General features: G+C 69.4%; 25 protein-coding genes, 1 pseudogene and 1 riboswitch. Of the genes and pseudogenes, 14 read left to right on the top strand and 12 right to left on the bottom strand.

The annotated features are described in order from the left end of the window. The first annotated feature begins 234 nt into the window (after nucleotides 1–234). The 3 genes from ACLB9X_RS12990 to ACLB9X_RS12980 all read left to right on the top strand — a co-directional run bounded on the left by ACLB9X_RS12990 (nucleotide 235) and on the right by ACLB9X_RS12980 (nucleotide 1,367). Complete coding sequence (locus tag ACLB9X_RS12990) at nucleotides 235–765, top strand: DUF5994 family protein (protein ID WP_410360445.1); 531 nt, start codon at nucleotides 235–237, stop codon at nucleotides 763–765. Nucleotides 766–769: 4 nt separating this feature from the next. Then, nucleotides 770–1,012 carry a hypothetical protein gene (locus ACLB9X_RS12985; protein WP_410360444.1) on the top strand — a complete coding sequence of 81 codons (243 nt, stop codon included), beginning with the start codon at nucleotides 770–772 and terminating at the stop codon, nucleotides 1,010–1,012. A gap of 91 nt (nucleotides 1,013–1,103) precedes the next feature. After that, nucleotides 1,104–1,367: a hypothetical protein gene (locus ACLB9X_RS12980; protein WP_410360443.1), complete on the top strand. Its 264-nt coding sequence runs from the start codon at nucleotides 1,104–1,106 to the stop codon at nucleotides 1,365–1,367. 797 nt (nucleotides 1,368–2,164) lie between these two features. On the opposite strand, the gene thiC is transcribed toward ACLB9X_RS12980, so the two are convergent. Further along, the gene (gene thiC, locus ACLB9X_RS12975) at nucleotides 2,165–3,955 is read right to left on the bottom strand and encodes a phosphomethylpyrimidine synthase ThiC (protein WP_410360442.1); all 1,791 of its coding nucleotides are present in this window, start codon (nucleotides 3,953–3,955) and stop codon (nucleotides 2,165–2,167) included. After that, nucleotides 3,948–4,080: riboswitch (TPP riboswitch) on the bottom strand. (Overlaps the previous gene by 8 nt.) A 71-nt stretch (nucleotides 4,081–4,151) precedes the next feature. On the opposite strand from thiC, the gene ACLB9X_RS12970 reads away from it, so the two are divergent. Further along, nucleotides 4,152–5,480 carry a YibE/F family protein gene (locus ACLB9X_RS12970; protein ID WP_410360441.1) on the top strand — a complete coding sequence of 443 codons (1,329 nt, stop codon included), beginning with the start codon at nucleotides 4,152–4,154 and terminating at the stop codon, nucleotides 5,478–5,480. A gap of 22 nt (nucleotides 5,481–5,502) precedes the next feature. Here the strand turns inward: ACLB9X_RS12970 and ACLB9X_RS12965 are convergent, their stop codons facing one another. From ACLB9X_RS12965 to ACLB9X_RS12950, 4 genes and pseudogenes are all read right to left on the bottom strand, one after another. Next, a complete protein-coding gene (locus ACLB9X_RS12965) occupies nucleotides 5,503–5,937 on the bottom strand; it encodes an SsgA family sporulation/cell division regulator (protein ID WP_410360542.1) in 435 nt (144 codons plus the stop codon). A 141-nt stretch (nucleotides 5,938–6,078) separates the two neighbouring features. Continuing rightward, nucleotides 6,079–6,848: pseudogene (locus tag ACLB9X_RS12960) on the bottom strand (IclR family transcriptional regulator). 258 nt (nucleotides 6,849–7,106) lie between these two features. Beyond that, nucleotides 7,107–7,322, bottom strand: coding sequence for a DUF5326 family protein (locus ACLB9X_RS12955; RefSeq protein WP_410360541.1), 216 nt, complete (start codon nucleotides 7,320–7,322; stop codon nucleotides 7,107–7,109). 128 nt (nucleotides 7,323–7,450) lie between these two features. Next, nucleotides 7,451–7,768, bottom strand: coding sequence for a cupin domain-containing protein (locus ACLB9X_RS12950; protein ID WP_410360440.1), 318 nt, complete (start codon nucleotides 7,766–7,768; stop codon nucleotides 7,451–7,453). Nucleotides 7,769–7,815: 47 nt separating this feature from the next. On the opposite strand from ACLB9X_RS12950, the gene ACLB9X_RS12945 reads away from it, so the two are divergent. The 4 genes from ACLB9X_RS12945 (at nucleotide 7,816) to ACLB9X_RS12930 (ending at nucleotide 11,049) form a co-directional block, all read left to right on the top strand. Beyond that, nucleotides 7,816–8,193, top strand: coding sequence for a phage holin family protein (locus tag ACLB9X_RS12945; RefSeq protein ID WP_410360439.1), 378 nt, complete (start codon nucleotides 7,816–7,818; stop codon nucleotides 8,191–8,193). 51 nt (nucleotides 8,194–8,244) lie between these two features. Beyond that, nucleotides 8,245–9,378, top strand: a complete 1,134-nt coding sequence (locus tag ACLB9X_RS12940) for a cystathionine gamma-lyase (protein WP_410360438.1) — start codon at nucleotides 8,245–8,247, stop codon at nucleotides 9,376–9,378. A gap of 239 nt (nucleotides 9,379–9,617) precedes the next feature. Further along, nucleotides 9,618–10,508 (top strand): LysR family transcriptional regulator, encoded by an 891-nt coding sequence (locus ACLB9X_RS12935; protein ID WP_410360437.1) that lies wholly within the window; start codon nucleotides 9,618–9,620, stop codon nucleotides 10,506–10,508. 61 nt (nucleotides 10,509–10,569) lie between these two features. Further along, nucleotides 10,570–11,049: an NUDIX domain-containing protein gene (locus ACLB9X_RS12930; protein ID WP_410360436.1), complete on the top strand. Its 480-nt coding sequence runs from the start codon at nucleotides 10,570–10,572 to the stop codon at nucleotides 11,047–11,049. A 39-nt stretch (nucleotides 11,050–11,088) separates the two neighbouring features. Here the strand turns inward: ACLB9X_RS12930 and ACLB9X_RS12925 are convergent, their stop codons facing one another. Further along, nucleotides 11,089–13,008 carry a globin domain-containing protein gene (locus tag ACLB9X_RS12925; protein WP_410360435.1) on the bottom strand — a complete coding sequence of 640 codons (1,920 nt, stop codon included), beginning with the start codon at nucleotides 13,006–13,008 and terminating at the stop codon, nucleotides 11,089–11,091. 532 nt (nucleotides 13,009–13,540) lie between these two features. Between ACLB9X_RS12925 and ACLB9X_RS12920 the strand changes: the two genes are divergently transcribed. The 4 genes from ACLB9X_RS12920 to ACLB9X_RS12905 all read left to right on the top strand — a co-directional run bounded on the left by ACLB9X_RS12920 (nucleotide 13,541) and on the right by ACLB9X_RS12905 (nucleotide 16,038). Beyond that, a complete protein-coding gene (locus ACLB9X_RS12920; RefSeq protein ID WP_410360434.1) occupies nucleotides 13,541–14,086 on the top strand; it encodes a DUF2269 domain-containing protein in 546 nt (181 codons plus the stop codon). Nucleotides 14,087–14,091: 5 nt separating this feature from the next. After that, complete coding sequence (locus ACLB9X_RS12915) at nucleotides 14,092–14,946, top strand: GNAT family N-acetyltransferase (RefSeq protein ID WP_410360433.1); 855 nt, start codon at nucleotides 14,092–14,094, stop codon at nucleotides 14,944–14,946. A 170-nt stretch (nucleotides 14,947–15,116) separates the two neighbouring features. Continuing rightward, the gene (locus tag ACLB9X_RS12910) at nucleotides 15,117–15,575 is read left to right on the top strand and encodes a MarR family winged helix-turn-helix transcriptional regulator (RefSeq protein ID WP_410360432.1); all 459 of its coding nucleotides are present in this window, start codon (nucleotides 15,117–15,119) and stop codon (nucleotides 15,573–15,575) included. Between the two features lie 10 nt (nucleotides 15,576–15,585). Then, complete coding sequence (locus tag ACLB9X_RS12905) at nucleotides 15,586–16,038, top strand: N-acetyltransferase family protein (RefSeq protein ID WP_410360431.1); 453 nt, start codon at nucleotides 15,586–15,588, stop codon at nucleotides 16,036–16,038. Nucleotides 16,039–16,121: 83 nt separating this feature from the next. On the opposite strand, the gene ACLB9X_RS12900 is transcribed toward ACLB9X_RS12905, so the two are convergent. Both ACLB9X_RS12900 and dnaB read right to left on the bottom strand, forming a co-directional pair. Continuing rightward, on the bottom strand, nucleotides 16,122–17,498 hold the full coding sequence (locus ACLB9X_RS12900; protein WP_410360430.1) for a serine hydrolase domain-containing protein: 1,377 nt from the start codon (nucleotides 17,496–17,498) through the stop codon (nucleotides 16,122–16,124). A 141-nt stretch (nucleotides 17,499–17,639) separates the two neighbouring features. Further along, nucleotides 17,640–19,112, bottom strand: coding sequence for a replicative DNA helicase (gene dnaB / locus ACLB9X_RS12895; protein WP_410360429.1), 1,473 nt, complete (start codon nucleotides 19,110–19,112; stop codon nucleotides 17,640–17,642). A 426-nt stretch (nucleotides 19,113–19,538) separates the two neighbouring features. Between dnaB and ACLB9X_RS12890 the strand changes: the two genes are divergently transcribed. Continuing rightward, nucleotides 19,539–20,876, top strand: a complete 1,338-nt coding sequence (locus ACLB9X_RS12890; RefSeq protein ID WP_410360428.1) for an MATE family efflux transporter — start codon at nucleotides 19,539–19,541, stop codon at nucleotides 20,874–20,876. 140 nt (nucleotides 20,877–21,016) lie between these two features. Here the strand turns inward: ACLB9X_RS12890 and rplI are convergent, their stop codons facing one another. The 4 genes from rplI to rpsF form a co-directional block, all read right to left on the bottom strand. Then, nucleotides 21,017–21,463 carry a 50S ribosomal protein L9 gene (rplI, locus tag ACLB9X_RS12885; RefSeq protein ID WP_410360427.1) on the bottom strand — a complete coding sequence of 149 codons (447 nt, stop codon included), beginning with the start codon at nucleotides 21,461–21,463 and terminating at the stop codon, nucleotides 21,017–21,019. Between the two features lie 18 nt (nucleotides 21,464–21,481). After that, nucleotides 21,482–21,718 carry a 30S ribosomal protein S18 gene (rpsR, locus tag ACLB9X_RS12880; protein WP_005315025.1) on the bottom strand — a complete coding sequence of 79 codons (237 nt, stop codon included), beginning with the start codon at nucleotides 21,716–21,718 and terminating at the stop codon, nucleotides 21,482–21,484. 43 nt (nucleotides 21,719–21,761) lie between these two features. Then, a complete protein-coding gene (locus ACLB9X_RS12875) occupies nucleotides 21,762–22,346 on the bottom strand; it encodes a single-stranded DNA-binding protein (RefSeq protein WP_365994878.1) in 585 nt (194 codons plus the stop codon). Between the two features lie 75 nt (nucleotides 22,347–22,421). Further along, nucleotides 22,422–22,712 (bottom strand): 30S ribosomal protein S6, encoded by a 291-nt coding sequence (gene rpsF / locus ACLB9X_RS12870; RefSeq protein ID WP_004950685.1) that lies wholly within the window; start codon nucleotides 22,710–22,712, stop codon nucleotides 22,422–22,424. Between the two features lie 271 nt (nucleotides 22,713–22,983). On the opposite strand from rpsF, the gene ACLB9X_RS12865 reads away from it, so the two are divergent. After that, the gene (locus ACLB9X_RS12865; RefSeq protein ID WP_410360426.1) at nucleotides 22,984–23,298 is read left to right on the top strand and encodes a hypothetical protein; all 315 of its coding nucleotides are present in this window, start codon (nucleotides 22,984–22,986) and stop codon (nucleotides 23,296–23,298) included. Nucleotides 23,299–23,364: the final 66 nt, after the last annotated feature.

Here is a 23,364-nt window from a genome sequence, read left to right as displayed (position 1 = left end):
GCTCACCTGCGCGCCGCTGATCCAGACCCCGAGTTCCCGACGAAGTGGTTGGTCACGCGCGGGCTTTTGTGGACCGTGCCCGGAGTAGAGTGAAGACACCGGGAGTACTTCGCACGCCGGCGCTCATGCCGGTGTCGTTCTCGGCGAGCAACAACACCGGGACGCCGACACGAGCCCCGGGGACAGGTCCGCGCCATGACCGCGACCATCGATCGTACGACTGACAGTGACCGCGTGACCCCACCAGCGGCCCGCCTGTCTCTGACCGCGGGTGGGCCCGCCCCGGGTCTCCTGGACGGCGCCTGGTGGCCTCGCTCCCGCGATCTCTCCGAGGAACTCCCCACCCTCATCGACATACTGGACGCCCGTTGGGGCCGGATCACGCGTGTGACGGTGAACCCGACGCACTGGCCCATAATCCCACGCAAGGTGCCCGTCGCGGGACACACGGTGCACGTCGGCTGGTTCGCCGATGAGCAGGACCCGCACAAGCTGATTCTCCTCTCCTACACCGCGGGCCGCTGGGACCTGCTGGTAATCCCCCCGGAGACCGACGCGGCTGCCGCCGCCCGGCTGATGGCCGCCGCAACAACCCCCGGCGGGGTCGCCACCGCCAGCACTCTGATGACGAACGAGGAAACCTCTCGTGAGGTGCAGGAGTCGCTCGAACCGGAAGAGGAGTGGGAGACCGAAGGCGGGCACGCCTCAGTGGCGGCTGAGAACCAGAACCCGCCCGGATCCATGAGCTCCGCCCGAGGGATGTGAGGTCATGGAGATCGCGATCACCATCTCCGTGATCATCGCCATGATCATTGCCGGAGTGCTGCTGATCCATCTGCTCAACGGCCAGCACGACGAGCGGATCGCAGCATTCCACTACGGCGATGCCCTGCCGGGAATCGGCCGACGGAGCCGGAAGACCCGACACCGGAAGAACATGCCGGGTCGCCCGCCGTCCCCGCAAACCCGCTCGTCACCACTCAAGGCGAACACCGAGAAGGGCCGCGGATGACGCCTGACCTGTCTCCTGACCGGGGCCGTGCCGGTGGGCGTGGCGCCAAGCGTCCGCCCACCGGCACGTCGTCCCGATGAAAGAAGCCACCGTGAAGCCTACAGAACAACCCCCCTCGGACGGGCGGGCCGAGGTGCGGATCGTCGCGGCATCCCCCAAGGCTGCCCGTCAGGTCGCAGAGGCACTCCGTCAACGCTTCGCCGCCACCGAACAGCGCAGCTACCCCGCGGGGAGCGACGGCGGAACCCGCCTCCACCTCACGGTGGACACGACGCACACGGCAGAGCGGGCACAGCCCTGGCTGGAAACCAGTCGGTCCTCCGCGCAGGACCGCACACAGACGGACGAAGTCTGAGGAAAGGACCTCATCCCCAGCACCAGTGGGCAGCAATCATGGCAACACTTCGCGAGCGGAAGAACTATCGCGAAGCGATCATGAAGACCCTGTAGGAGGCCCCAGACGGCAAACGCCTCCTTGGCACAGCTGCGCAACGACCTCCACATGCCTGAGCAGGACCTGGCCGCAGCCTGTGCGTATCTCGCGGGCGACGGGCTCATCACGGTCGGCTGGACACAGGAACCACACCCGCACTGGTCACGCTGACGCACCACGGAATCCGGCTCATGGAGGCCCAAGAGGAGGAACGCGGCTGACACGGCGCCGAGCCTTTCCGATCAAGGAACGTATTATCTGAAGAGTCCCTTATGCCGGATAAGCGGCATAGGCATACCATTGTGCATGGGTCGGCGCACTTCTCACGTGCGACGGCCTGGATGGGCGGCCCCGGTGTGTAAACGCCGGGGCCGTTGCGCACGGTCGACACGACGGTAGTGATCGAGCGGATCCTGGCAGCAAGGCATCGAAGCCCAGCACACGGCTGCCCCGGGCGACCCACTCGTTTGGAGACAGCCGGCGCGGCAGGCGAACGTGAAAGCAGGGCTGGTGACGTGAAAGGGCGCGGCTATGGTGGAGGGCGATCGGCAGCCCGGCAAGGACAGTTTTCGCGAACGCGTCGGTCGGCGCCGGTGACAGTGGCCCAGTCAGAGGTCGCCGCCCGGCCGCGCCACCAGACATTTCCTGCCGCAGCTCGTTCGTGAGAGACGACAGCGTCCCCCGGGTCGCATGCCGAGGGACGCTGAGACGTAAGAAGATCAGTCCGCGATAGGGAGGTAGACGCGGTGGCCGGCCTCCGCGAACTCCTTCGACTTGGCGAGCATGCCCGCTTCAACGTCATCGTCACTGGTCATGGCGAGATCCGGGGCGAACCGCTCTGTGATGCTTCTGCTGATCTTCATCGAGCAGAACTTCGGGCCGCACATCGAGCAGAAGTGCGCGGTCTTCGCCGGCTCGGCGGGCAGCGTCTCGTCGTGGAACTCCCGTGCCGTATCCGGGTCGAGGGCCAGGTTGAACTGGTCCTCCCACCGGAACTCGAAGCGGGCGTCGGACAGCGCGTCGTCCCACTCCTGGGCGCCCGGGTGCCCCTTGGCCAGGTCCGCCGCGTGCGCCGCGATCTTGTACGTGATGACACCGGTCTTCACGTCGTCGCGGTTCGGCAGGCCCAGGTGCTCCTTGGGCGTCACGTAACAGAGCATGGCCGTGCCCCACCATGCGATCATCGCCGCTCCGATGCCGGAGGTGATGTGGTCGTAGGCCGGAGCGATGTCGGTGGTCAGCGGGCCGAGCGTGTAGAACGGCGCCTCCTCGCAGATCTCCTGCTGGAGGTCGATGTTCTCCTTGATCTTGTGCATCGGGACGTGGCCCGGGCCCTCGATCATGGTTTGCACATGGTGCCGCTTGGCGATCGTGTTCAGCTCACCGAGCGTCCTGAGCTCCGCGAACTGCGCCTCGTCGTTGGCGTCCGCGATCGAGCCGGGGCGCAGGCCGTCGCCGAGCGAGTACGTGACGTCGTACGCGGCGAGGATCTCGCACAGCTCCTCGAAGTTCTCGTAGAGGAAGCTCTCCTTGTGGTGCGCCAGGCACCACGCCGCCATGATCGAGCCGCCGCGCGAGACGATCCCGGTCTTGCGGTTCGCGGTGAGCGGCACGTACGCCAGGCGGACGCCGGCGTGGACCGTCATGTAGTCGACGCCCTGCTCGGCCTGCTCGATGACCGTGTCCTTGTAGATCTCCCAGGTCAGCTCCTCGGCTTTGCCGTCGACCTTCTCCAGTGCCTGGTACAGCGGCACCGTGCCGATCGGCACGGGGGAGTTGCGCAGGACCCACTCACGAGTGGTGTGGATGTTGCGGCCGGTGGACAGGTCCATGACCGTGTCGGCGCCCCAGCGGGTCGCCCAGGTCATCTTCTCGACCTCCTCCTCGATGGAGGAGGTGACCGCGGAGTTGCCGATGTTGGCGTTGACCTTCACCAGGAACCGCTTGCCGATGATCATCGGCTCGATCTCCGGGTGGTTGACGTTCGCCGGCAGGACGGCGCGGCCCGCGGCGATCTCCTGGCGCACCACCTCGGGCGCGACGTTCTCGCGAAGGGCGACGTATTCCATCTCCGGCGTGATCTCGCCGCGGCGGGCGTACGCGAGCTGCGTCACCGCCTGGCCGTCCCGGCCCCGGCGGGGCTGACGCGGACGGCCGGGGAAGACGGCGTCGAGGTTGCGCAGGCCCCCGCGCGGAGACGTGTGCTTGATCCCGTCGTCCTCGGGGCGGACCGGGCGGCCCGCGTACTCCTCGGTGTCGCCGCGACCGATGATCCAGTTCTCCCGCAGCGGGGGCAGACCGCGGCGTACGTCCGTCTCGACGTTCGGGTCCGTGTACGGCCCCGACGTGTCGTACAGCGTCACGTCCTTGCCGTTGGTGAGGTGCACCTTGCGGACCGGCACGCGGAGGTCGGGACGCGAGCCCTCGACGTATCCCTTGTGCCAGCCGATGGACTTCCCGGCCTCGTCGTTCTCGTTGGAGGCAGGCGTGCGTGCGTCCGATACGGTCATGAGACCTACTCCCTACGCCGGCATTACCCGGTAACAGGTTCGGCGGTCGGCGCAGCTGTCCCGTACGGATGTACGAAGGTCAGCGCCCTCTCAGCCCGGTGCTCCGAGCTCCCGCGTGTGCAAAGGTGGCACCACGCTAGCGTCATGTCTGGCGCGCTGAACAGAGGGCCCCTCTCGTTCTTGCGATGATCGGTCCGTGACCTCATCGCCGCAGCACCCCGAACAGCAGGGCCACGATCACGGCCACGTGCACAGTCACGGGCCGGCAGCGCCGGTCTCCCGGCACCTCCGCAGGGTCATCGCCGCGGTGTTGATCCCCTTCGCGACGGCCGTTCTGGTCGGCCTCGCCGTGCTGTGGCCGGGCGAGGCGCCCGGCCACGAGCGCTCGGGGGTCGGCTTCGACCGGCAGACCGAGCAGGGCAGGGTCGTGAGCGTCGAGAGGGTCGACTGCAAGGACGTCAACGCGGGCCAGGTCCCGCCGACGGGCGACACGTCGACGCCAGAGGGCCGAGAGGCGGTCGCCGCGCAGCAGGGCGACTGCGGAAAGGCCACCGTCGAGGTCACCACCGGCAAGGACAAGGGCCGCAGGTTCGTCGAGATCGTCCAGCCCGACGCGCCGCGGCAGCTGAAGGAGGGCCAGGGCGTGGTGGTGGCGTACGCGCCGGACGCCCCCCGCGATCTGCAGTACTCGGTGACCGATGTGGACCGCGGATTCCCGATGGCTCTGCTGGCGGGCATCTTCGCCCTGGTGGTGGTCCTGGTCGGGCGTATGCGCGGCGTGATGGCGCTGATCGCGCTCGCCGTCTCGTTCGCCGTGCTGACGCTGTTCATCCTGCCCGCGATCCTGCAGGGGTCGAATCCGCTGCTGGTCGCGGTGGTCGGGGCGAGCGCGATCATGCTGATCGCCCTCTACTCGTGCCACGGCATCACGGCGCGGACGTCGGTCGCCGTGCTGGGCACGCTGATCTCGCTGCTGCTCATCGGCCTGCTCGGCTCGCTGTTCATCGGCTGGGCCAGCCTCAGCGGCAACACCGACGACAACACCGGCCTGATCAAGGGCCTCTACCCGAACATCGACATGAGCGGCCTGCTGCTCGCGGGAGTCATCATCGGCTCGCTCGGCGTGCTCGACGACGTCACGGTGACGCAGACCTCGGCGGTCTGGGAACTGCACCAGGCCGATCCGGGCATGGGGCCGCGCGGCCTCTACCGGTCCGCCATCCGGATCGGCCGCGACCACATCGCCTCGGTCGTCAACACGCTCGTCCTCGCCTACGCGGGCGCGGCCCTGCCGCTGCTGCTGCTCTTCTCGATCGCCCAGTCCAGCGTGGGCACGGTGGCGAACAGCGAGTTGGTGGCGGAGGAGATCGTGCGGACCCTGGTGGGCTCGATCGGCCTCGTCGCCTCGGTGCCGGTGACCACAGCGCTCGCCGCCCTGGTCGTCTCGGCGGACCGTCCCGGCCGAGCGGGCGAGACGACGGCGGCACCCGCGCGGGGCGGCAGGGGGCGGCGCCGCAAGAAGTAGCCGGACGGCGGCTGACCGTTCGTCAGCCGGCGTTCTCCTCGGCCAGGATGCGCCCGAGCTCCTCCTCCAGGCTGACCTCGAGATCGCCCAGCGCGAGCTCCTGGCCGAGCGGCACCAGTTTGTCCGTACGGTCGAGGAAGGCGACGAGCGGCGGCGCGGCGACGCGGAACAGGGCGGAGTCGCTTCCGACGCGCAGGCGGATGTGGACGTCCGACAGCGTCTCGGGCCGGGTCGGCGCCACGTGCACGTCTCCGTCCCCGCTCGGGGCGTTGATCCCGTCGAGCAGCAGTTCCCGGCCGAAGGCCCAGGTCACGGGCGCGTCACCGGGAAGGTGGAAGGTCATCCGCACCGCGTAGGGGTCCGACGTCTCGTAGCGCAGCTCCACGGGCATCCGGAAGGACAGCTCCTCGGAGACGAGAAAACTCATCAGAACCTCGGCCTGGACCGACTCTCGCATCACGTACCTCGCAATAGCTGAAGCAATGAATGAACCGTGCTGACGAAAAGAGGAAGCGGCCAGGAACGATCTCTGCCGGCTCTCTTGGCCTTGTCGACGCCATCGTGCTGGAAGCGGCAGCAGATCACAAGGAGTGATATTTCAGATACTGATAGAGAAGGCGAACAGCGCCAGCAGACTGCCGATCCCGGACCGCATCTGTGCAACTGCCGGGCCAGCCTGGCTTCTTGGTGCACGGGAAGGGAAATGGCCATCGTCGCAGCCGTGTCACCCGCTGTGACCGGAATGGCCGCGCAGACCGTGCCCAGCGCGTACTCCTGGCGTTCGACGACCGGTTCCCTGTGCCCGAGGGAAGCGAGCCGCTCCATGAGGGCGGCCCGGTCGCGCACCGAGTAGGGCGTCACCGGCTGCACGGGGTGGCGGTCGAGGTGGTCGCGGCGGGCGTCCTCGCCGAGCTGGCTGAGCAGGCACTGTCCGATGGCGTGGGCGTGCCCGGTCGCACGGAAGCCGGCCCACTCCTGGACGGCCGGGGCGTACGGCGAGTCCGCGACCGACACGAGCTCGATCTCGCCCTCGCGGTAGACGGCGAAGTAGACGGCGACGCCGATCGCGTCCCGCCAGTGCGTCAGCGAGTCCTCGACGGTGCTGCGACGATTCCGCGCCTGCTCGCTCCCGACCAGCCGGCCGATCGCGTCTCCGAGCGTGAACACGCCCTTGTCCCGGCGGAGGTACTCCTCGTGCGTCAGAGTGCGCAGCAGGTGATAGGCGGTGGGCAGCGGAATGCCGGCCTCACGCGCGAGCTGCTTGGCAGGAGCTCCGCCCTCGTGCGCCGCCGCCGCCTCGAGCAGCCGGAGCGCACGCTGCACCGAGCCGATCAGGGTAGGGACAGCGGCGTTCGTAGCCCCGGCCAAAGGTCACCCCCAGGCGTGGTGACGGGCAGCGCGCCCGCCCGCGGGGGCCGCCCCCGCGCGGCCGCCGCGCCCCCGGACCCCGAACAGCCGACCTGAACGGGCGATCAGCCCCGGGCCGGCACGGTGCGCCGGCCGACCCACACGCGCGCAGAGATTTCCGAGGGGGCGGCAGAGGGCTGCCACTCTAATGGCAGCACTCGGCACGGGGCGGGCTTTGTCCGGCCCGTTCCCCCGGCCGGGCTAACGGACGTCCGGCACTCACCAGTCGTCGCGCGACGAACCGGAGGACGCCTTGAACTTCCGTACGAGGAAGACCAGTCCACCGACCAGTGCGACGAAGAGCAGCACCTTGAAGAGCACGCTGATCACGAAGCCGATGATGCTCGTGATCAGACCGCCGAACACGGCGAGGGCGATGACAGGCACCGCGATCCACTTCACCCACCAGGGCATCCCCGCGAAAATCTTCCGCACGGCCATCGTCCCTACCTCGTTTCTCCGACTGCGTGCATTCGATGCTAGGCGGCGGGGCGCCGTGTCCGGGGAGCCGTGATCCCTTGAAGTCCCCTGAGTGAACCCCTAGGGACCGGGCGAGGTCCGGCTCAGCTCTCGGGGGGAGAGAAGACCACCATGACCCGCAGGTCCTCGCTGATGTGATGGAACTTGTGCGGCACCCCCGCGGGCACGTAGACGACGCTGCCGCGCCCGACCTGGGTCGTCTCCATGCCGACCGTGATCGAGGCACGGCCGCTGACGACGAAGTAGACCTCGTCCTGGTTGTGGGGCAGTTGCGGATCGATCTGCCCGGCGTCCAGCGCGTAGAGACCGACCGACATGTTCCGCTCCCGCAGGAACTGCAGATACGCGCCCTCGTTGGCGGCGCGTTCCGCCTCCAGTTCGTCCAGTCGGAATGCCTTCATCCGTCCGCCCCTGCCCTTGTCCGATCACGTCTGCCACGATCAGACACATGATGAATTTCCTCGTCAAGACGATCGCCAACGCGGCGGCTCTGCTGGTCGCCATCTGGCTCGTGCAGGACATCACCCTGACCGGCGACAGCACCGGCAGGAAGGCATGGAGCCTGGTCCTGGTGGCGCTGATCTTCGGCCTGGTGAACTTCCTCGTCAAGCCGGTGGTGAAGCTGCTCACGCTGCCGCTGTTCATCCTCACCCTCGGCCTGATCACCCTGGTCATCAATGCGCTCATGCTGCTGCTGACCTCGTGGCTCGCCGACGAACTCGGCCTGAACTTCCATGTGGAGGGCTTCTGGACCGCCGTGCTGGGCGGCCTGATCATCTCCGTCGTCTCGTGGGCGCTGAACGTCGTGCTGCCCGACAAGGACTGAGCGCGACGTGAGGTCCGGCATCGCGCAAGACGAGACAGAGGAGCGGCCCGCATGACCGGTGCACCCCGGGGAGACGGCACACGGGCGGTACGGGCGGGGCTGCCCGATCCGGTGAAGTACGAACCGCCCCTGCCGGGCCCCGTCTTCGCGGCCCACTTCCATCTGCCGGGCGAGCCCACCGGCCCCTACACCTACGGCCGCGACGAGAATCCGACGTGGACCCGGCTGGAGCGGGCGATCGGCGAGCTGGAGGCGCCCGGTGAGGCCGTCGAGACGGTCGTCTTTTCGTCCGGGATGGCGGCGGTTTCCGCCGTTCTCCTTTCACAGCTGCGGTCCGGCGACGCGGTCGTCCTGCCGTCCGACGGCTACCAGGCGCTGCCTCTGGTGCGCGACCAGCTGGAGGCGTACGGCATCGAGGTCCGCACGGCGCCCACCGGCGGCGACGCACAGCTGGCCGTCCTCGACGGGGCACGCCTGCTGTGGATCGAGACGCCGTCGAACCCCGGCCTCGACGTGTGCGACGTACGGCGCCTCAGCGAGGCCGCGCACGCCGCCGGCGCGCTCGTCGCCGTCGACAACACACTCGCCACCCCGCTCGGCCAGCGGCCGCTGGAGCTCGGCGCCGACTTCTCGGTGGCCAGCGACACCAAGGGCATGACGGGGCACGGCGACCTCCTGCTGGGCCATGTGACCTGCCGCGACACCGATCTGGCGGCGGGCGTGCGCCGCTGGCGGAAGATCGTCGGGGCCATTCCGGGACCGATGGAGGCCTGGCTCGCCCACCGTTCGCTCGCCACCCTGCACCTGCGTGCCGACCGGCAGTGCGCGAACGCCCTGGCGCTCGCGCGGGCCCTCGCCGATCGGCCGGAGGTGACCGGCCTGCGCTACCCGGGACTGGCCACCGACCCCTCGCACACGATCGCTTCCCGGCAGATGCGGCGCTTCGGATGCGTGGTCTCCTTCGTCCTCCCCGACCGGGCGCACGCGGAACGCTTCCTGGCCGAGTTGCGGCTCGTCGACGACGCCACCAGCTTCGGCGGGGTGCGCTCCACGGCCGAGCGGCGGGGGCGCTGGGGCGGGGACGCCGTCCCCGAGGGCTTCGTCCGCTTCTCCGCCGGCGCGGAGGACGCCGAGGACCTGGTGGCCGACGTGCTGCGGGCGCTGGACGAGGCGGCCGCCCACTGACGGGCCTGGCAGGCGCTGTGCGCATCCGAAGGCACCCGTGGGGGACCGGGGGGCTTGGGCGAACGGTCCGAGCCTCCCCCCTCGCGGCTCGGACCGTTCCGGTTCCTGCGCGCCAAGAACCATGCGTCCAAGGCTAGTTGACTCTGCGTCAGTGTCCAATCACGCTGACGACAGGGACCTATCGATTTATTTATCGTTGGCCGAGTTCGGGCGTGCCGTCGGAGAGGGAGGGACATGGCATGGATCTGGCCCTGCTGCGCACATTCGTCACGGTGCACCGGGCCGGCTCCTTCACCCGCGCCGCGGCGCTGCTCGGCCTGTCCCAGCCGGCCGTCACCGGCCAGATACGCACGCTCGAACGGCAATTGGGGCGCCCCCTGTTCCTGCGCCAGGCCCGTGGTGTCACCCCGACCACCATCGGGGACGAGCTCGCCCACCGGGCCGCCCCGCATCTGGACGCCCTGCTGGAGATCGCCGAGGCCGGACTCGACGACGAGTCGCCGGTCCGCACGGTCCACCTCGCCGGACCGCCCGAGTTCACCGCCCTGCGCGCCCTGCCCGCCCTCGCCCCGCTGATCGGCCGGGGTCTCGCCCTGCGCACCTCCTTCGGCAACGCCGAGGAGACCCTCGAAGGGCTCGCCGCCGGCCATCACGACATGGCCATCGTCACCGCGCGGCCCCGTGGGCGGCTGCTCACCCCGACTGCCCTGTGCGACGAGGAGCACGTCCTCGTCGCCGCCCCGCGGTGGGCCTCCCGCCTCGGGCCGGACGCGCTCCGCAAGGGCCATGTCGTCCTCGAGCAGCTGCCGGTCGTGGAGGTGCACGAGTCCCTGCCCCTCGTCTCCCGCTACTGGCACGCCGTCTTCGACTCTCCTCCGGCCGCCGCCGGCGCCGTCATCGCACCCGATCTGCGCGCCGTCCTGGAGGCCACCGCCGCCGGCGCGGGACTGGCCGTCCTGCCGCGCTACCTGTGCGAGGACGCGCTCGCCCGGGGCCGGATCGTCACGCTCCTCGACCCGCCCGTGCCCCCGCTGCGCACGTACTTCCTCGTTATACGCACCGGGACACTGGCCCACCCCCATGTGGCACGGGCCCACGAGGAACTGCTGCGCGCGGCCGAGGGCTGGTGAGGCGCGGCACGCGAGGGGCCGCGGGAGTTTCAGAGGCGGCGACATGGGCCACTCTCTTGCCATGACCGAACGACCAGTGGTCAAGCGCACCGCACGCGCCATTCTGCTCGACGGGAACGACCTCGTCCTGATCAAGCGCACCAAGCCCGGTGTCGACCCTTACTGGCTCACGCCGGGCGGCGGGGTCGAGCCGGAGGATGCCACCGTCGTCGACGCCCTCCACCGTGAGGTCCACGAGGAGCTGGGGGCCAAGATCACCGACGTGGTGCCGTGCTTCGTCGACACGGTCGAGCACATCGCCGACGGCGGCGTGACCGGAGTGAAGGTGCAGCACTTCTTCGTCTGCCGCCTGGAGTCCATGGACCCGTCGCTGCGGCACGGCCCGGAGGTCGACGAGCCCTGCGGGGGGTACGAGATCGTCCGCGTCCCGTTCAGCAGGGTCGGGATCGCGGCGGTGCATCTGGTGCCGCTGTCCCTGCGGCACTACCTGGACGGCAACATCGAAGGCGTGCGGGCGATGCACGCTCCCGACCTCGGCTGACGCCCACGGCGGCGCCGCGGGTTGCCGTCAGGTCGTCGCCTAGTCGGCCGCCGCCACGAGCTCTTCCAGGGAGTCGTGCCGGATCCGGTCGGACGGGATGCCGATGCCGCGCAGCGCGTGCACACCGCTGCGGATCATGCCGGGCGGCCCCGAGATATAGGCGTCGAAGCCGTGCCACGGTCCGTACCGGCCGAGGTCCCGCACGGCCGAGGGGAACTCCGCGCGGTCGTCGACCACCGGACGGACCGACAGCCAGGGGTGCGTCTGCTGCAACCGGAGCATGGTGTCGATGTCGTACAGGTCGTGATCGGAGCGTGCCCCGTAGAAGACCTCGACCGTGCGCTGCTCTCCGTGGGTGGCCACGTCCTCGACGAGTGCCTTGATGGGCGCAATGCCGGTGCCGCCGCCGAGACAGAGCAGACCGTTGTCGGTGGTGTGGTCGACCGTCATCGAGCCGGCGGGCGGACCGAGCCGCAGCACGTCCCCGGGCCGGGCGTGGTGGACCAGGGCGTTGGAGACCCAGCCCGCCGGGACGGCCTTGATGTGGAAGGACAGCAGACCGTCGGGCCGGGGTGCGCCGGCGAAGGAGTAGTGCCGCCAGATCCGCGGCCACCACGGCGTCTCCAGGCTCGTGTACTGCCCGGCGAGGAACTTGTACGGCTGGTCCGGGCGGACCGTGATGATCGCGATGTCCGGGGTGCGCAGCTCGTGCGAGACGACTTCGGCGTCCCACCAGGCGGGCGCGCGCTGCTCGTCCTCGGCCGCCGCGTCGATCATGAATTGGGAGATCGTCGTGTACGTCCGGACCCAGGCCGCCTCGGTCTCGGCGTCCCACGTGCTCGTCGCGTACCGCGTCAGGGCACCGATCAGGGCCTCGCCGACGGCCGGGTAGTGGGCGGGCTGCGTCCCGTACTTGCGGTGGCCGCGGCCGAGGTTGCGGAGGTAGTCGGTCAGCACCGCCGCGTTGTCCATGTGCTCGGCCGCGGTCAGCAGCGCCTTGAGCAGCCGGTCGCGCTGGGTGTCCATGGCGACTGGGAACAGGGACCGCAGCTCGGGGTGGCGGACGAAGAGCAGCGCGTAGAAGTACGAGGTGACCTGGTCGGCCACGGGCGCGATCTCGACCATGGTCCGCCGGATCAGCACGGCGTCGGGGGACGCGGTGGGCTCGGGGGACGGGGCGGGCGCTGAGGCACCGGATAGGTCGAGTGGGTCGGCGGGTGCGGGGGCACGGGGCGGCCCCGCCGGGTCGGCGGGTGCGGAGGCACCGGGTGGGCCGGCCGGGTCGGAGTGGGACGGGCGGTCGTGGGGCGCGGAGGCCGGGTGCGGCGTGGAGGCATGGTGCGCGGCGGCCGGGTGCTGTGCAGGGGCCGGGTGCGGTGCGCGCTGGGGCGGCACGCCGAAAGCGTCCTGGCCGGCGTGGGCCGTACCGGAAGGCGGCGTGTCGCTCGGCGTGGGGTGACCGTAGGACGGCTGCTGGGCCGGGATGTCGCTCGGTTCCGGTGCTCCAGGAACCGCGGCCTGGTCGGCGACGGGCCTGGAGTGCTCCGGCTCGGCATCGGATGCGGACTCGCCCCGGGTGTCGGCATCCGATGTGGTGGCCGGGCTCTGGTCCGGTTCTGCGCCCGCGGTCGGCCGCTCGGTACGGGTCTCCTCGGGGGCGGGTGCCGGCGGTACGTCCCTGACGACCGAGAGCTGCGGCCGGTTGCGGCGGGACGAGCCGGAACCGACCGGGCGTATCGCCGACACGGGACGCGTCGGGGTGGCCGCGGGCCGACCCGGCTCGCTGTCATCCGCCCGGCCGTCCTGTCCTTCCCGACCGGGTCGCGAGGGAGCCGGTGAACCCTCGGCACGGGTCGTCCCATCGGGCCGGGCCGGACGCCGGCGAGGGGTGAACCAACCGCCTCCGCCGTTGTCGCCTGACGCGCCGTTGTCGGCCGACGTGGTGGCCGGAGCTTCCATGGTGTGCCTCGCCTCGAACGTCTTTCGGTCGGTTCGCGCACGTCCGCGAGTCGGAACGTGCCGCACTTACCTGCGCTGTCCCAGCACTGCCGCAGCTCGTCCTCGCCGCGGCCATGCCTTGTATCAGGACGAGTTCCCTCCGATGAGACTCGGCCCGAAAGTCCCCTGTCGCAGCATGGCAGCCGATTCGCAGGACCGGAACGAAGAGCCGAAAGACCGGGCAGCCGAACCCCTTTCCCCATTAGGCTTCCTTGCCTTGTGCCCCCATGCCCCCGCATCCGGATCGTTCGGAGCTCCTGCACTCCAACTCCTCGTGCACCCCGCATCACATCCCGGGCCTCGCGGAGATGGAACCACCGTATGCAAGACACCTGTCCAGGCCAACCCCGAACTCTGCACAGACCTGGTTCGCGATCTTCACCGTCGCACGGGCCGTTCATACGTCGGCGGGCTCCTGTACACCGACGCCAGTACCGAGACATACTCCCGCCGTCAGACGACCGGCGCCTTCCTGCCCGGCACTGTGTTTCACGTGAAACCACTCAAGCGCCCCCTCCGCCGGGGAATCCTCGTCGTCCATGTCGCCGCATCCGCGGGCTGGCTCGGGCTCACTCTCGGTCTGCTCGCGCTTGCACTCACCGCCTTCACCACGGGCTCCCAGCCGGTGATCGAGGCCTCGTACCGCTCCATGAAGGTCTTCACGGACTGGCTCGTCCTGCCTGTCGCCTTCCTCACACTCCTCAGTGGCCTGATCCTGTCGCTCGGCACGAAGTGGGGCCTGGCCCGCCACTGGTGGGTCTTCATCAAGTTCTGGCTGACGCTGGCGACGACCACCGCGTCGGTCCTCGCCCTGCGGCCGGGCGTCAACGAGGCTGCCGAGAGGGTCGCTTCGGGTGTCGTGGTCGCGGATCCGCGTGACCTCGTGATGGGGCCTGCCGTGTCCCTGGCCGCCTACCTCTTCATGACGGTCATTTCGGTGCTCAAGCCGTGGGGAACCATCCGGCGCGGTCGTCGTCCGCGGGCATCCGTCACTTTTCCTAAAGCGGTGGACGAGCGATCAGTGCGTCAGACAGCCTGACCCCCATGTCGACTCCGCTCTCCGAGCTTCCCATCAGGCGCCTGACCACCGATGACCTCGTCTCCTGTGCCGGCCTCTCGGAGGACCGCGGCTGGCCACGCGAGGAGCACAAGTGGGGTCTGCTGCTGACGGCCGGCACGGGGTACGGCATCGACGATCCGGCGGGCAAGGGGCTGGTGGCCGCCTGCGTGCTGACGTCGTACGGCCCCGGCCTCGCCGCGATCGGCATGGTGCTCGTCGCCGAACGGTTCGCCCGTCAGGGCATCGGGCGCCGACTGATGAAGCACGTACTGGCGGAGGCCGGAGACACCCCGCTGACCCTGCATGCCACGCCCAACGGCCGGCCGCTCTACGAGGAACTGGGCTTCGTCACCACCGGCCGGGCGGAGATGGTCCGGGGCCGCTTCACCGCCACCGACCCGGTTGTCACGGTGCCGACCCGCCCGGCGACAGCGGAGGACATGGCCGCCCTGGTGCGCCTGGACGCCGAGGTGTTCGGCGTGGACCGCACTCACCTGATCACTCGGCTCCCGGCCTTCGCCGACCAGCTCCGGGTGGCCGAGCAGGACGGCGCGCTGATCGGGTACGCGGCCGCGTGGCCGAACATGGCAACGCATGTCGTCGGCCCCCTGATCGCCAAGGACACCGAGACGGCAAAAGCCCTGATCACCTCACTCGCGGCGAACACGGACCGCCCGCTGCGCACCGATATCGACGTGCGCCACGAGGATCTGCTCGCCTGGGTGAAGTCCCAGGGCCTGGAGTCACTGGCCTTCAACGCGGTGATGACCTATGCCTCCCCCGCGCTGCCGGGCGACTGGACGCGCCGGTTCGCACCGCTGACCGTCGCGGCGGGCTGAGGGGTTATCCCGGGGGCCGCCGCGAGGGCGCCGTGGGCGAGTGACCTTCCAGAGATTGCGCGCGCCTTGGCTGCATCGCCATGCTTGCAGACATTATTAGTTGCAGGCGCGGACTATTGCGCTCATCGTCTACTCTGGTGGAAGACCGCACGGCACCGAGGAGGAGACACATGACCGCGACCGACCCCGCCCTCACGGCCCTCGCACAGGGCTGGTGCGCCCTCTCGCTGTTGCACGGAAAGATCGAGGCGCGCATCGAGCGGGCTCTGGAGTCCCGGCACGGGCTGAGCATGCGCGAGTTCTCGCTGCTCGACGTGCTCAGCAGGCAGCACAGCGGGCCGGGCGGGCATCTGCAGATGAAGCAGGTCGCCGACGCTGTCGTTCTCAGCCAGAGCGCCACGACCCGACTGGTCACCCGCCTCGAGGACCGCGGACTGCTGACCCGCTACCTCTGCGACACGGACCGCCGCGGCATCTATACCGATGTCACCGAAGCCGGCCTGGCTCTGCTCGCCGAGGCGCGGCCGACGAACGACACCGCCCTGCGCGAGGCGCTCGACGAAGCCGCCAAGAACCCCGAGCTCGCTCCGCTCGTCAAGACCGTCGAAGAGCTTCGGGTCCCCGCGTAGTCTGCGGATCATGAGTGATCTGCACATACGGCCGGCGGTCGTCGAGGACATCCCGGCAATCGTTGCGCTGCTTGCCGACGACCCGCTGGGCGCCCAGCGGGAATCGCCCGACGACCTCGCTCCGTACATCGCCGCCTTCGAGCGGCTTGCGGCCGACCCCAACCAGCACCCGGTCGTCGCCGTACGAGCCGGCCGGGTCGTCGGCACACTCCAGCTGACGATCATCCCCGGGCTCTCCCGGCGCGGCACGACCCGGTCGATCATCGAGGCCGTCCGCATCCATGCCGACGAGCGCGGCAACGGACTGGGCACACAGCTCATCGAGTGGGCTGTCGAGGAGTCCCGCGGCTTGGGCTGTCGACTGGTCCAGCTCACGTCCGACGCGACCCGGACCGATGCCCATCGCTTCTACAAGCGGCTCGGCTTCAAGCCCTCCCACCTCGGGTTCAAGCTGACGCTCTGAGCGACGCGGGCGCTACGTGCCTCGACGAGAACGGGCCGACCCGCCAGGGCGAGTCGGCCCGTTTCACGTGAAACGTCGAGAGTTCAGAGCCCGCGCCAGCCGGCCTCGTCCACACCTCCGGGCACCGCGTCCCCCTGCTCATAGGGCTCCCGGGTGAACACGAACGATCCCAGATCCAGATGGCTCACCGACCCGTCCTCACGGCGCACCACCGTGAGCGTCTCCCCGGCGAAGTAGCCGTCCAGCCCGGTCCATGCCCCGTCGGGCCCGGCCACGAAGCGGGACCGCCGGCCGCCTCCACGCAGGGGCTCCAGCTCGACCCCCCGATCACGGTCGAGACGCAGCCCGTACGCATACGTCCCCCAGTACCAGGGGCCCGTGAGGGCCAGCAGCTCCTGGTCGACCTCGGGCAGCGGTCGCCACGGCGCGGGCATTCGTGGCTCGGCATCCGCGACGATCCGTACAAGATCGGCGGCGACGGTGCTCGCGAGCGGCCCTGACGTCGCATTGGTCAGCGCCACCGCGGCGACGCCGTCCTCCACACTCACCCACAGCCCCGCGAGGAATCCGGGCAGCGAACCCGAGTGCCCCACGAGGGTGCGCTCCTCGCCACGCACGATCTGCAAGCCCAGGCCATAGGTGCTGTTCCAATCCCCCGCCTCCGCGGGCACCGACGGCGTGCGCATCTCCCGCACGGAGTCGGCGCTGAGCACCCGGTCGTCACCCTCGGCGAGGAACCAGGCGAAGCGGCAGAGGTCCGTCACGGTCGACCACAACTGTCCGGCGGGGGCCATCAGCCCCAGGTCCTCGACGGGCTCGGGCAGCAGGACATCCGCCCACGGATGGACTGCCCAGCCGCCCGCGTGCGGCGCTCGCGGCTGCGCGCTCGTCCGGTCCAGCCCCAGCGGATCGAGGATCTCCGCCTGGAGCGCCTGCTCCCATGGAACGCCGCGTACGACTTCCACCAGTGAACCGAGGAGCGTGTAGCCGGGGTTCGAGTAATGGTGCCGTCGGCCGGGAGGGTACATCCGCGCCTTGTCGCCCAGCACATCGGTGAGTTCGGGCCGCAGTGTGCCGGGAGTCCGCTCCCACCAGGGGGCCGGGGACTCGGCGCTCAAACCCGCGCTGTGACCGAGGAGCTGAGCGATGGTCACCTCGCCGACACCCGTGCCGGGCAGATGCTTCTCCAGCGGATCGCTCAGATCCAGCAGCCCCTCGTCACGCAGCCGCATGACGAGAACCGCGGTGAATGTCTTGGTGATCGAGCCGATGCGGTACTGCGTATCGGCGTCGGGTGCGTGCCCGTCGACACAGGTACGCGCGCCCGTCCACACCAGACGTCCTTCCCTCAGCACGGCTCCGACGAGCGAGGGGGTGCGCCCCTCGCTCTGCGCGACGGCGATGCGGTGCAGGAGAGCCCTGCGGGTGGTGGGGAGCAGCTCTTCCCAGGTTGAGGTCATGGGGGCAGGTCTATCGGTCCACGAACGCTGCGTCGACCGATTTCCCGGCCCGTCCCTGCCGACCGTCCCGCCCGGGGAGGCGGAGGCGTGCCCCCGTCACGGCCCCAGGACCCCGGGCGTGACGACCTCAGGCGCCGCGCATCATGTCTGGGCCATGTCCACGAAGCGTGAGTAATGGCCCTGGAACGCCACCGTGATGGTGGCGGTCGGGCCGTTACGGTGCTTCGCCACGATCAGGTCCGCCTCGCCCGCGCGCGGGGACTCCTTCTCGTACGCGTCCTCGCGGTGCAGCAGGATGACCATGTCGGCGTCCTGCTCGATCGATCCCGACTCTCGCAGGTCCGAGACCATCGGCTTCTTGTCCGTGCGCTGCTCGGGGCCACGGTTCAGCTGGGAGAGCGCGATCACCGGGATCTCCAGCTCCTTGGCCAGCAGCTTGAGGTTTCGCGACATGTCCGAGACCTCCTGCTGGCGGCTCTCGGCGCGCTTGGAGCCGCCCGACTGCATCAGCTGGAGGTAGTCGATGACGACCAGCTTCAGGTCGTTGCGCTGCTTCAGGCGGCGGCACTTGGCGCGGATCTCCATCATCGACAGGTTCGGCGAGTCGTCGATGTAGAGGGGGGCCTGGGAGACGTCCGGCATCCGGCGCGCCAGACGGGTCCAGTCCTCGTCCGTCATCGTCCCGGATCGCATGTGGTGCAGCGCCACACGGGCCTCCGCCGACAGCAGACGCATCGCGATCTCGTTGCGCCCCATTTCGAGGGAGAAGATCACGCTGGGCAGGTTGTTCTTGATCGAGGCCGCACGCGCGAAGTCCAGCGCCAGAGTCGACTTGCCCATCGCGGGACGTGCGGCGATGACGATCATCTGGCCGGGGTGCAGGCCGTTCGTCAGGGAGTCGAAGTCGGTGAAGCCCGTGGGCACACCGGTCATCTCACCGCTGCGCGAGCCGATCGCCTCGATCTCGTCGAGAGCGCCCTCCATGATGTCGCCGAGCGGCAGGTAGTCCTCACTGGTGCGCTGCTCGGTGACGGCGTAGATCTCGGCCTGGGCGGAGTTGACGATCTCGTCGACGTCGCCGTCCGCCGCGTATCCCATCTGCGTGATCTTGGTGCCGGCCTCCACGAGCCTGCGCAGCACCGCCCGCTCGTGGACGATCTCCGCGTAGTACGACGCGTTGGCGGCGGTCGGCACCGACTGGACCAGCGTGTGCAGATACGGGGCCCCGCCGACGCGGGTGATCTCACCACGCTTGACCAGTTCGGCGGCGACCGTGATCGGGTCGGCCGGCTCACCCTTGGCGTAGAGGTCGAGGATCGCCTGGAAGACGGTCTCGTGGGCCGGCCGGTAGAAGTCGTGACCCTTGATGATCTCGACCACGTCGGCGATGGCGTCCTTCGACAGCAGCATGCCGCCGAGGACGGACTGCTCGGCGTCCAGGTCCTGCGGAGGCACCCGCTCGAACCCGGGAACGCTGTCCCAGCCGGTGCTCTCCCGGCCGCGGTCGTGCTGGTCCTCACGGCGGATGTCGCTGCCGCGGCGGCGGGAAGCGGGGAGACGGTCACCGGGACTGTCGGCCGCCCACGGGTCGTCCAGGGGCTCGGAAATGCTCACCCGCGGCCACCTCCTCCCGTCCGCTCCGCGGACCTTTGCCGTGGCACTCTTTCTACGGCACGACACTGACAAAACGAGTCGCCTGACTCCGCTTGCCTCGAGTCGGGCGACGGTCCACGGTAGGCCCGGCGGCACCGTCAGCCAATCTGGTTATCCACAGGCACTGTGGATGACGGACCAGATGCTGTGGAGAACCCTTCGGAACCTGTGCACGGACCGGGGGACAGCACTGTGGACAAACTCATACCCGCCTCACCACACGGCCTCTGAGCTGCTCGTTTTCCGTCCACCGGCTGTGGGGGAGAAAAACTTTCCCGACCGGACCAAGATCAGAACAAACCGCGCACCGGGTCCCGCCCGAGCCCCTGATTGGTAAGGGATGCACGTGCGTTGCATCTCTTACCTGTGGAAGATTAGATTGGGTCCATGACACAGGCCACCGTGAGCCCCAAGGCGCGCCGTCGACACCACGACCGGGAGATCATCGCGCTCGCCGTGCCCGCCTTCGGCGCACTGGTCGCCGAGCCCCTGTTCGTGATGGTCGACAGTGCCATCGTCGGCCATCTCGGCACACCCCAGCTCGCCGGTCTCGGTGTTGCGGCCGCTCTGCTCATGACGGCCGTCAGTGTCTTCGTGTTCCTGGCGTACACCACCACCGCCGCCGTCGCCCGCCGTGTCGGAGCGGGCGACCTCCAGGCAGCCATCCGCCAGGGCATGGACGGAATCTGGCTCGCGCTCTTCCTGGGTGTCGCCGTCATCGCGGTGACCCTGCCCAGCGCTCCCTGGCTCGTGGACGTCTTCGGGGCGTCGGAGACGGCGGCGCCGCACGCGATCACGTATCTGCGTATCTCCAGCCTCGGCATACCGGCCATGCTGATCGTGCTCGCGGCGACCGGCGTCCTGCGGGGTCTCCAGGACACACGGACGCCGCTCTACGTGGCCATCGGCGGATTCACGGCCAACGCCGCCTTGAACGCAGGACTGGTGTACGGCGCCGGGCTGGGCATCGCCGGCTCCGCCTGGGGCACCGTCGCCGCCCAGTGGGGCATGGCCGTCGCCTATCTCGTCGTCGTCGTGCGCGGAGCCCGCGAACACGGTTCCTCCCTGCGCCCGGACGTGGCCGGCATCAGGGCGAGTGCCCAGGCCGGCGTCCCTCTGCTGGTCCGCACGCTCTCGTTGCGCGCCGTTCTGATGATCGCCACCGCCGTGGCTGCCCGCCTTGGCGACACGGACATCGCGGCACACCAGATCGTGCTGTCGCTCTGGAGCCTGCTGGCCTTTGCCCTCGATGCCATCGCGATCGCCGGGCAGGCCATCATCGGGCGCTACCTCGGTGCCGACGATGCCGAGGGAGCACGGCAGGCCTGCCGCCGCATGGTGGAGTGGGGAATCGCCGCGGGCGTGGTGCTGGGCCTCCTGGTCGTGGCCTCGCGCCCGCTGTTCATCCCTCTGTTCACCGGGGATCAGGCGGTCCAGGACACGCTTCTGCCCGCACTTCTGGTCGTGGCGGTGTCCCAGCCGATCGCGGGCGTCGTCTTCGTCCTGGACGGGGTGCTGATGGGTGCGGGGGACGGCCCGTATCTCGCATGGGCCATGCTCGTCACCCTCGCGGCGTTCGCACCGGTCGCCCTGATGGTGCCCACCCTCGGCGGCGGCCTGACCGCGCTGTGGTGGGCCATGACGCTGATGATGACCGTGCGGCTGCTGACGTTGTGGTGGCGCGCCCGGTCCGGACGCTGGATCGTGACCGGCGCCACGCGCTGACGTTTCACGTGAAACGTCCGCAGTGGCACTGCGGTACCGCCGAGCCACGGAGAACCGGGACGGCACCACCGCCACCGACCGACAGAAGGGCCGCACCCAGAGGGGTACGGCCCTTCCTACTGCTCAGTCGAACGCGCTGCTCAGGCGGCGACAACCTCGACGCCGAGCTGCGCGGCAACCTCGGGGTGCAGACGCACGGACACCTGGTGCGAGCCCAGGGTCTTGATCGGCGCACCGAGCTCGACGCGACGCTTGTCGACATCCGGACCACCGGCAGCCTTGATCGCCGAGGCGATGTCGGCCGGGGTGACGGAACCGAACAGGCGGCCGGCCTCGCCGGAGCGAACGGCCAGGCGCACCCTCACGGCCTCGAGCTGGCCCTTGACGGAGTTCGCCTGCTCGATGGTCGCGATCTCGTGGATCTTACGGGCGCGGCGGATCTGCGCCACGTCCTTCTCGCCACCCTTGGTCCAGCGGATCGCGAAACCGCGCGGGACCAGGTAGTTGCGAGCGTAGCCGTCCTTGACGTCGACGACGTCGCCGGCAGCGCCGAGGCCGGAGACCTCGTGGGTGAGGATGATCTTCATGTCTCGGTCACCCTTCCCTTATCGCGCGGTGGACGTGTAGGGCAGCAGCGCCATCTCACGGCTGTTCTTGACGGCCGTGGCGACGTCACGCTGGTGCTGCGTGCAGTTGCCGGTCACGCGGCGGGCACGGATCTTGCCACGGTCGGAAATGAACTTCCGCAGCATGTTCGTGTCCTTGTAGTCCACGTACGCGGTCTTGTCCTTGCAGAACGCGCAGACCTTCTTCTTAGGCTTGCGCACAGGCGGCTTCGCCATGGTGATTCTCCTGTGTGATCAAGAAGTGGGGGTACGAGCTGCCCTAGAAGGGAGGCTCGTCCGAGTAGCCGCCGCCGGAACCGCCGGAGCTTCCGCCCCAGCCGCCGCCCCCGCCCTGCTGGCCACCGCCGGCCGGCGCGCTCGTGGCCCAGGGGTCGTCGGCGGGTGCACCGCCGCCGCCCTGCTGCTGGCCACCACCGGGGCCGCCGCCCCAGCCGCCGCCGCCCTGCTGGCCGCCGCCGTAACCACCCTGGCCGCCGCGACCAGTGGTCTTGGTGACCTTGGCCGTGGCGTTCTTGAGGCTGGGGCCGACTTCCTCGACGTCCAGCTCGAAGACCGTGCGCTTGACGCCCTCGCGGTCCTCGTAGGACCGCTGCTTCAGGCGGCCCTGCACGACGACGCGCATGCCGCGCTGGAGCGACTCGGCGACGTTCTCCGCCGCCTGCCGCCAGACCGAGCAGGTCAGGAACAGGCTTTCGCCGTCCTTCCACTCGTTGGTCTGCCGGTCGAAGGTGCGGGGAGTGGACGCGACGCGGAACTTCGCGACCGCCGCACCGGACGGGGTGAAGCGCAGCTCGGGGTCGTCGACGAGATTGCCGACGACCGTGATGACGGTCTCGCCTGCCATTGGGGGAACCTCTCGGCGGGGATTGCTTCTGGCTGCTTGCTGCTACTCGAACCCGATGACCTCTGAGCTAGGTGCTCAGTGGGTCTCGGGACGGAGGACCTTGGTCCGGAGGACCGACTCGTTCAGGTTCATCTGGCGGTCGAGCTCCTTGACGACCGCAGGCTCGGCCTGCAGGTCGATGACCGAGTAGATGCCCTCGGGCTTCTTCTTGATCTCGTAAGCGAGACGACGACGGCCCCAGGTGTCGACCTTCTCCACCTTTCCGTTGCCCTCACGGACGACGGAGAGGAAGTTCTCGATCAGCGGGGAGACAGCGCGCTCCTCGAGATCGGGGTCGAGGATGACCATCACCTCGTAGTGACGCATGTGGAACCCACCTCCTTTGGACTCAGCGGCCACGGTCGTTCCGTGGCAGGAGGGTCGTGATGCGTGAGCAACGGTATCGGCCGCCACTGACAATCCCCGCTCGACGAGGGGAGATCGTGCCTTGGCCTGGGCAGACACCGGTGCAGACCGTACAGAGTACCCGCACAGCGGCTTCCGGTTGAAATCCGGCGGCGGATGGCCGCAATCTGTACGCATCGGGTGCGCGCGGCGCTACGATGCGCCGCCTTCCGGCACAGCCAGGAGGTGCCTCATGGCACATGCAATGCGACGTCAGTCCCCCGCCTCTCTCCTCGCCACGGACGGCAAGCCCCATCCGCTGCAGGACACCCTGATGGCGGTGACGCTGGTGCTCGGCGCCATTGCGTTCATCACGGCGATGTTCCACCACCTCCACCTGCTCAGCTCCTGGACCGGCCTCATCGGAATCTTCACGGGCGCGTACGGCCAGTTCATCTCGGCGACCACACGCGAGCGGTTCCTGCTGATCATCGGACTCGGGGCGTCGGCCGTGGGCTTCTTCCTCGGCATGGCGCACGGCGGCCTCTTCGGCGGAGTGCTCGGCTGACGCACAGCGCATCGGGAGCGGGCCGCGACCGGCCCGCTCTTGCGTACAGCCATTCGGAGCGCCTCC

The organism is Streptomyces sp. 5K101, assembly GCF_046506645.1.
Classification (GTDB): Bacteria; Actinomycetota; Actinomycetes; order Streptomycetales; family Streptomycetaceae; genus Streptomyces.
The sequence above is the reverse complement of the archived record's forward strand: the minus strand, read 5'-3'. Positions and strand labels throughout refer to the sequence as shown.

Bases quoted from the DNA above. Each gene is read 5' to 3' on its own strand.
- ACLB9X_RS12985 (WP_410360444.1), top strand. From the start codon at position 770: ATGGAGATCGCGATCACCATCTCCGTGATCATCGCCATGATCATTGCC.
- thiC (WP_410360442.1), bottom strand. From the start codon at position 3,955: ATGACCGTATCGGACGCACGCACGCCTGCCTCCAACGAGAACGACGAG.
- ACLB9X_RS12965 (WP_410360542.1), bottom strand. From the start codon at position 5,937: ATGCGAGAGTCGGTCCAGGCCGAGGTTCTGATGAGTTTTCTCGTCTCC.
- ACLB9X_RS12950 (WP_410360440.1), bottom strand. From the start codon at position 7,768: ATGAAGGCATTCCGACTGGACGAACTGGAGGCGGAACGCGCCGCCAAC.
- ACLB9X_RS12945 (WP_410360439.1), top strand. From the start codon at position 7,816: ATGATGAATTTCCTCGTCAAGACGATCGCCAACGCGGCGGCTCTGCTG.
- ACLB9X_RS12940 (WP_410360438.1), top strand. From the start codon at position 8,245: ATGACCGGTGCACCCCGGGGAGACGGCACACGGGCGGTACGGGCGGGG.
- ACLB9X_RS12935 (WP_410360437.1), top strand. From the start codon at position 9,618: ATGGATCTGGCCCTGCTGCGCACATTCGTCACGGTGCACCGGGCCGGC.
- ACLB9X_RS12930 (WP_410360436.1), top strand. From the start codon at position 10,570: ATGACCGAACGACCAGTGGTCAAGCGCACCGCACGCGCCATTCTGCTC.
- ACLB9X_RS12925 (WP_410360435.1), bottom strand. From the start codon at position 13,008: ATGGAAGCTCCGGCCACCACGTCGGCCGACAACGGCGCGTCAGGCGAC.
- ACLB9X_RS12915 (WP_410360433.1), top strand. From the start codon at position 14,092: ATGTCGACTCCGCTCTCCGAGCTTCCCATCAGGCGCCTGACCACCGAT.
- ACLB9X_RS12910 (WP_410360432.1), top strand. From the start codon at position 15,117: ATGACCGCGACCGACCCCGCCCTCACGGCCCTCGCACAGGGCTGGTGC.
- ACLB9X_RS12905 (WP_410360431.1), top strand. From the start codon at position 15,586: ATGAGTGATCTGCACATACGGCCGGCGGTCGTCGAGGACATCCCGGCA.
- ACLB9X_RS12900 (WP_410360430.1), bottom strand. From the start codon at position 17,498: ATGACCTCAACCTGGGAAGAGCTGCTCCCCACCACCCGCAGGGCTCTC.
- ACLB9X_RS12890 (WP_410360428.1), top strand. From the start codon at position 19,539: ATGACACAGGCCACCGTGAGCCCCAAGGCGCGCCGTCGACACCACGAC.
- rplI (WP_410360427.1), bottom strand. From the start codon at position 21,463: ATGAAGATCATCCTCACCCACGAGGTCTCCGGCCTCGGCGCTGCCGGC.
- rpsR (WP_005315025.1), bottom strand. From the start codon at position 21,718: ATGGCGAAGCCGCCTGTGCGCAAGCCTAAGAAGAAGGTCTGCGCGTTC.
- ACLB9X_RS12875 (WP_365994878.1), bottom strand. From the start codon at position 22,346: ATGGCAGGCGAGACCGTCATCACGGTCGTCGGCAATCTCGTCGACGAC.
- rpsF (WP_004950685.1), bottom strand. From the start codon at position 22,712: ATGCGTCACTACGAGGTGATGGTCATCCTCGACCCCGATCTCGAGGAG.
- ACLB9X_RS12865 (WP_410360426.1), top strand. From the start codon at position 22,984: ATGGCACATGCAATGCGACGTCAGTCCCCCGCCTCTCTCCTCGCCACG.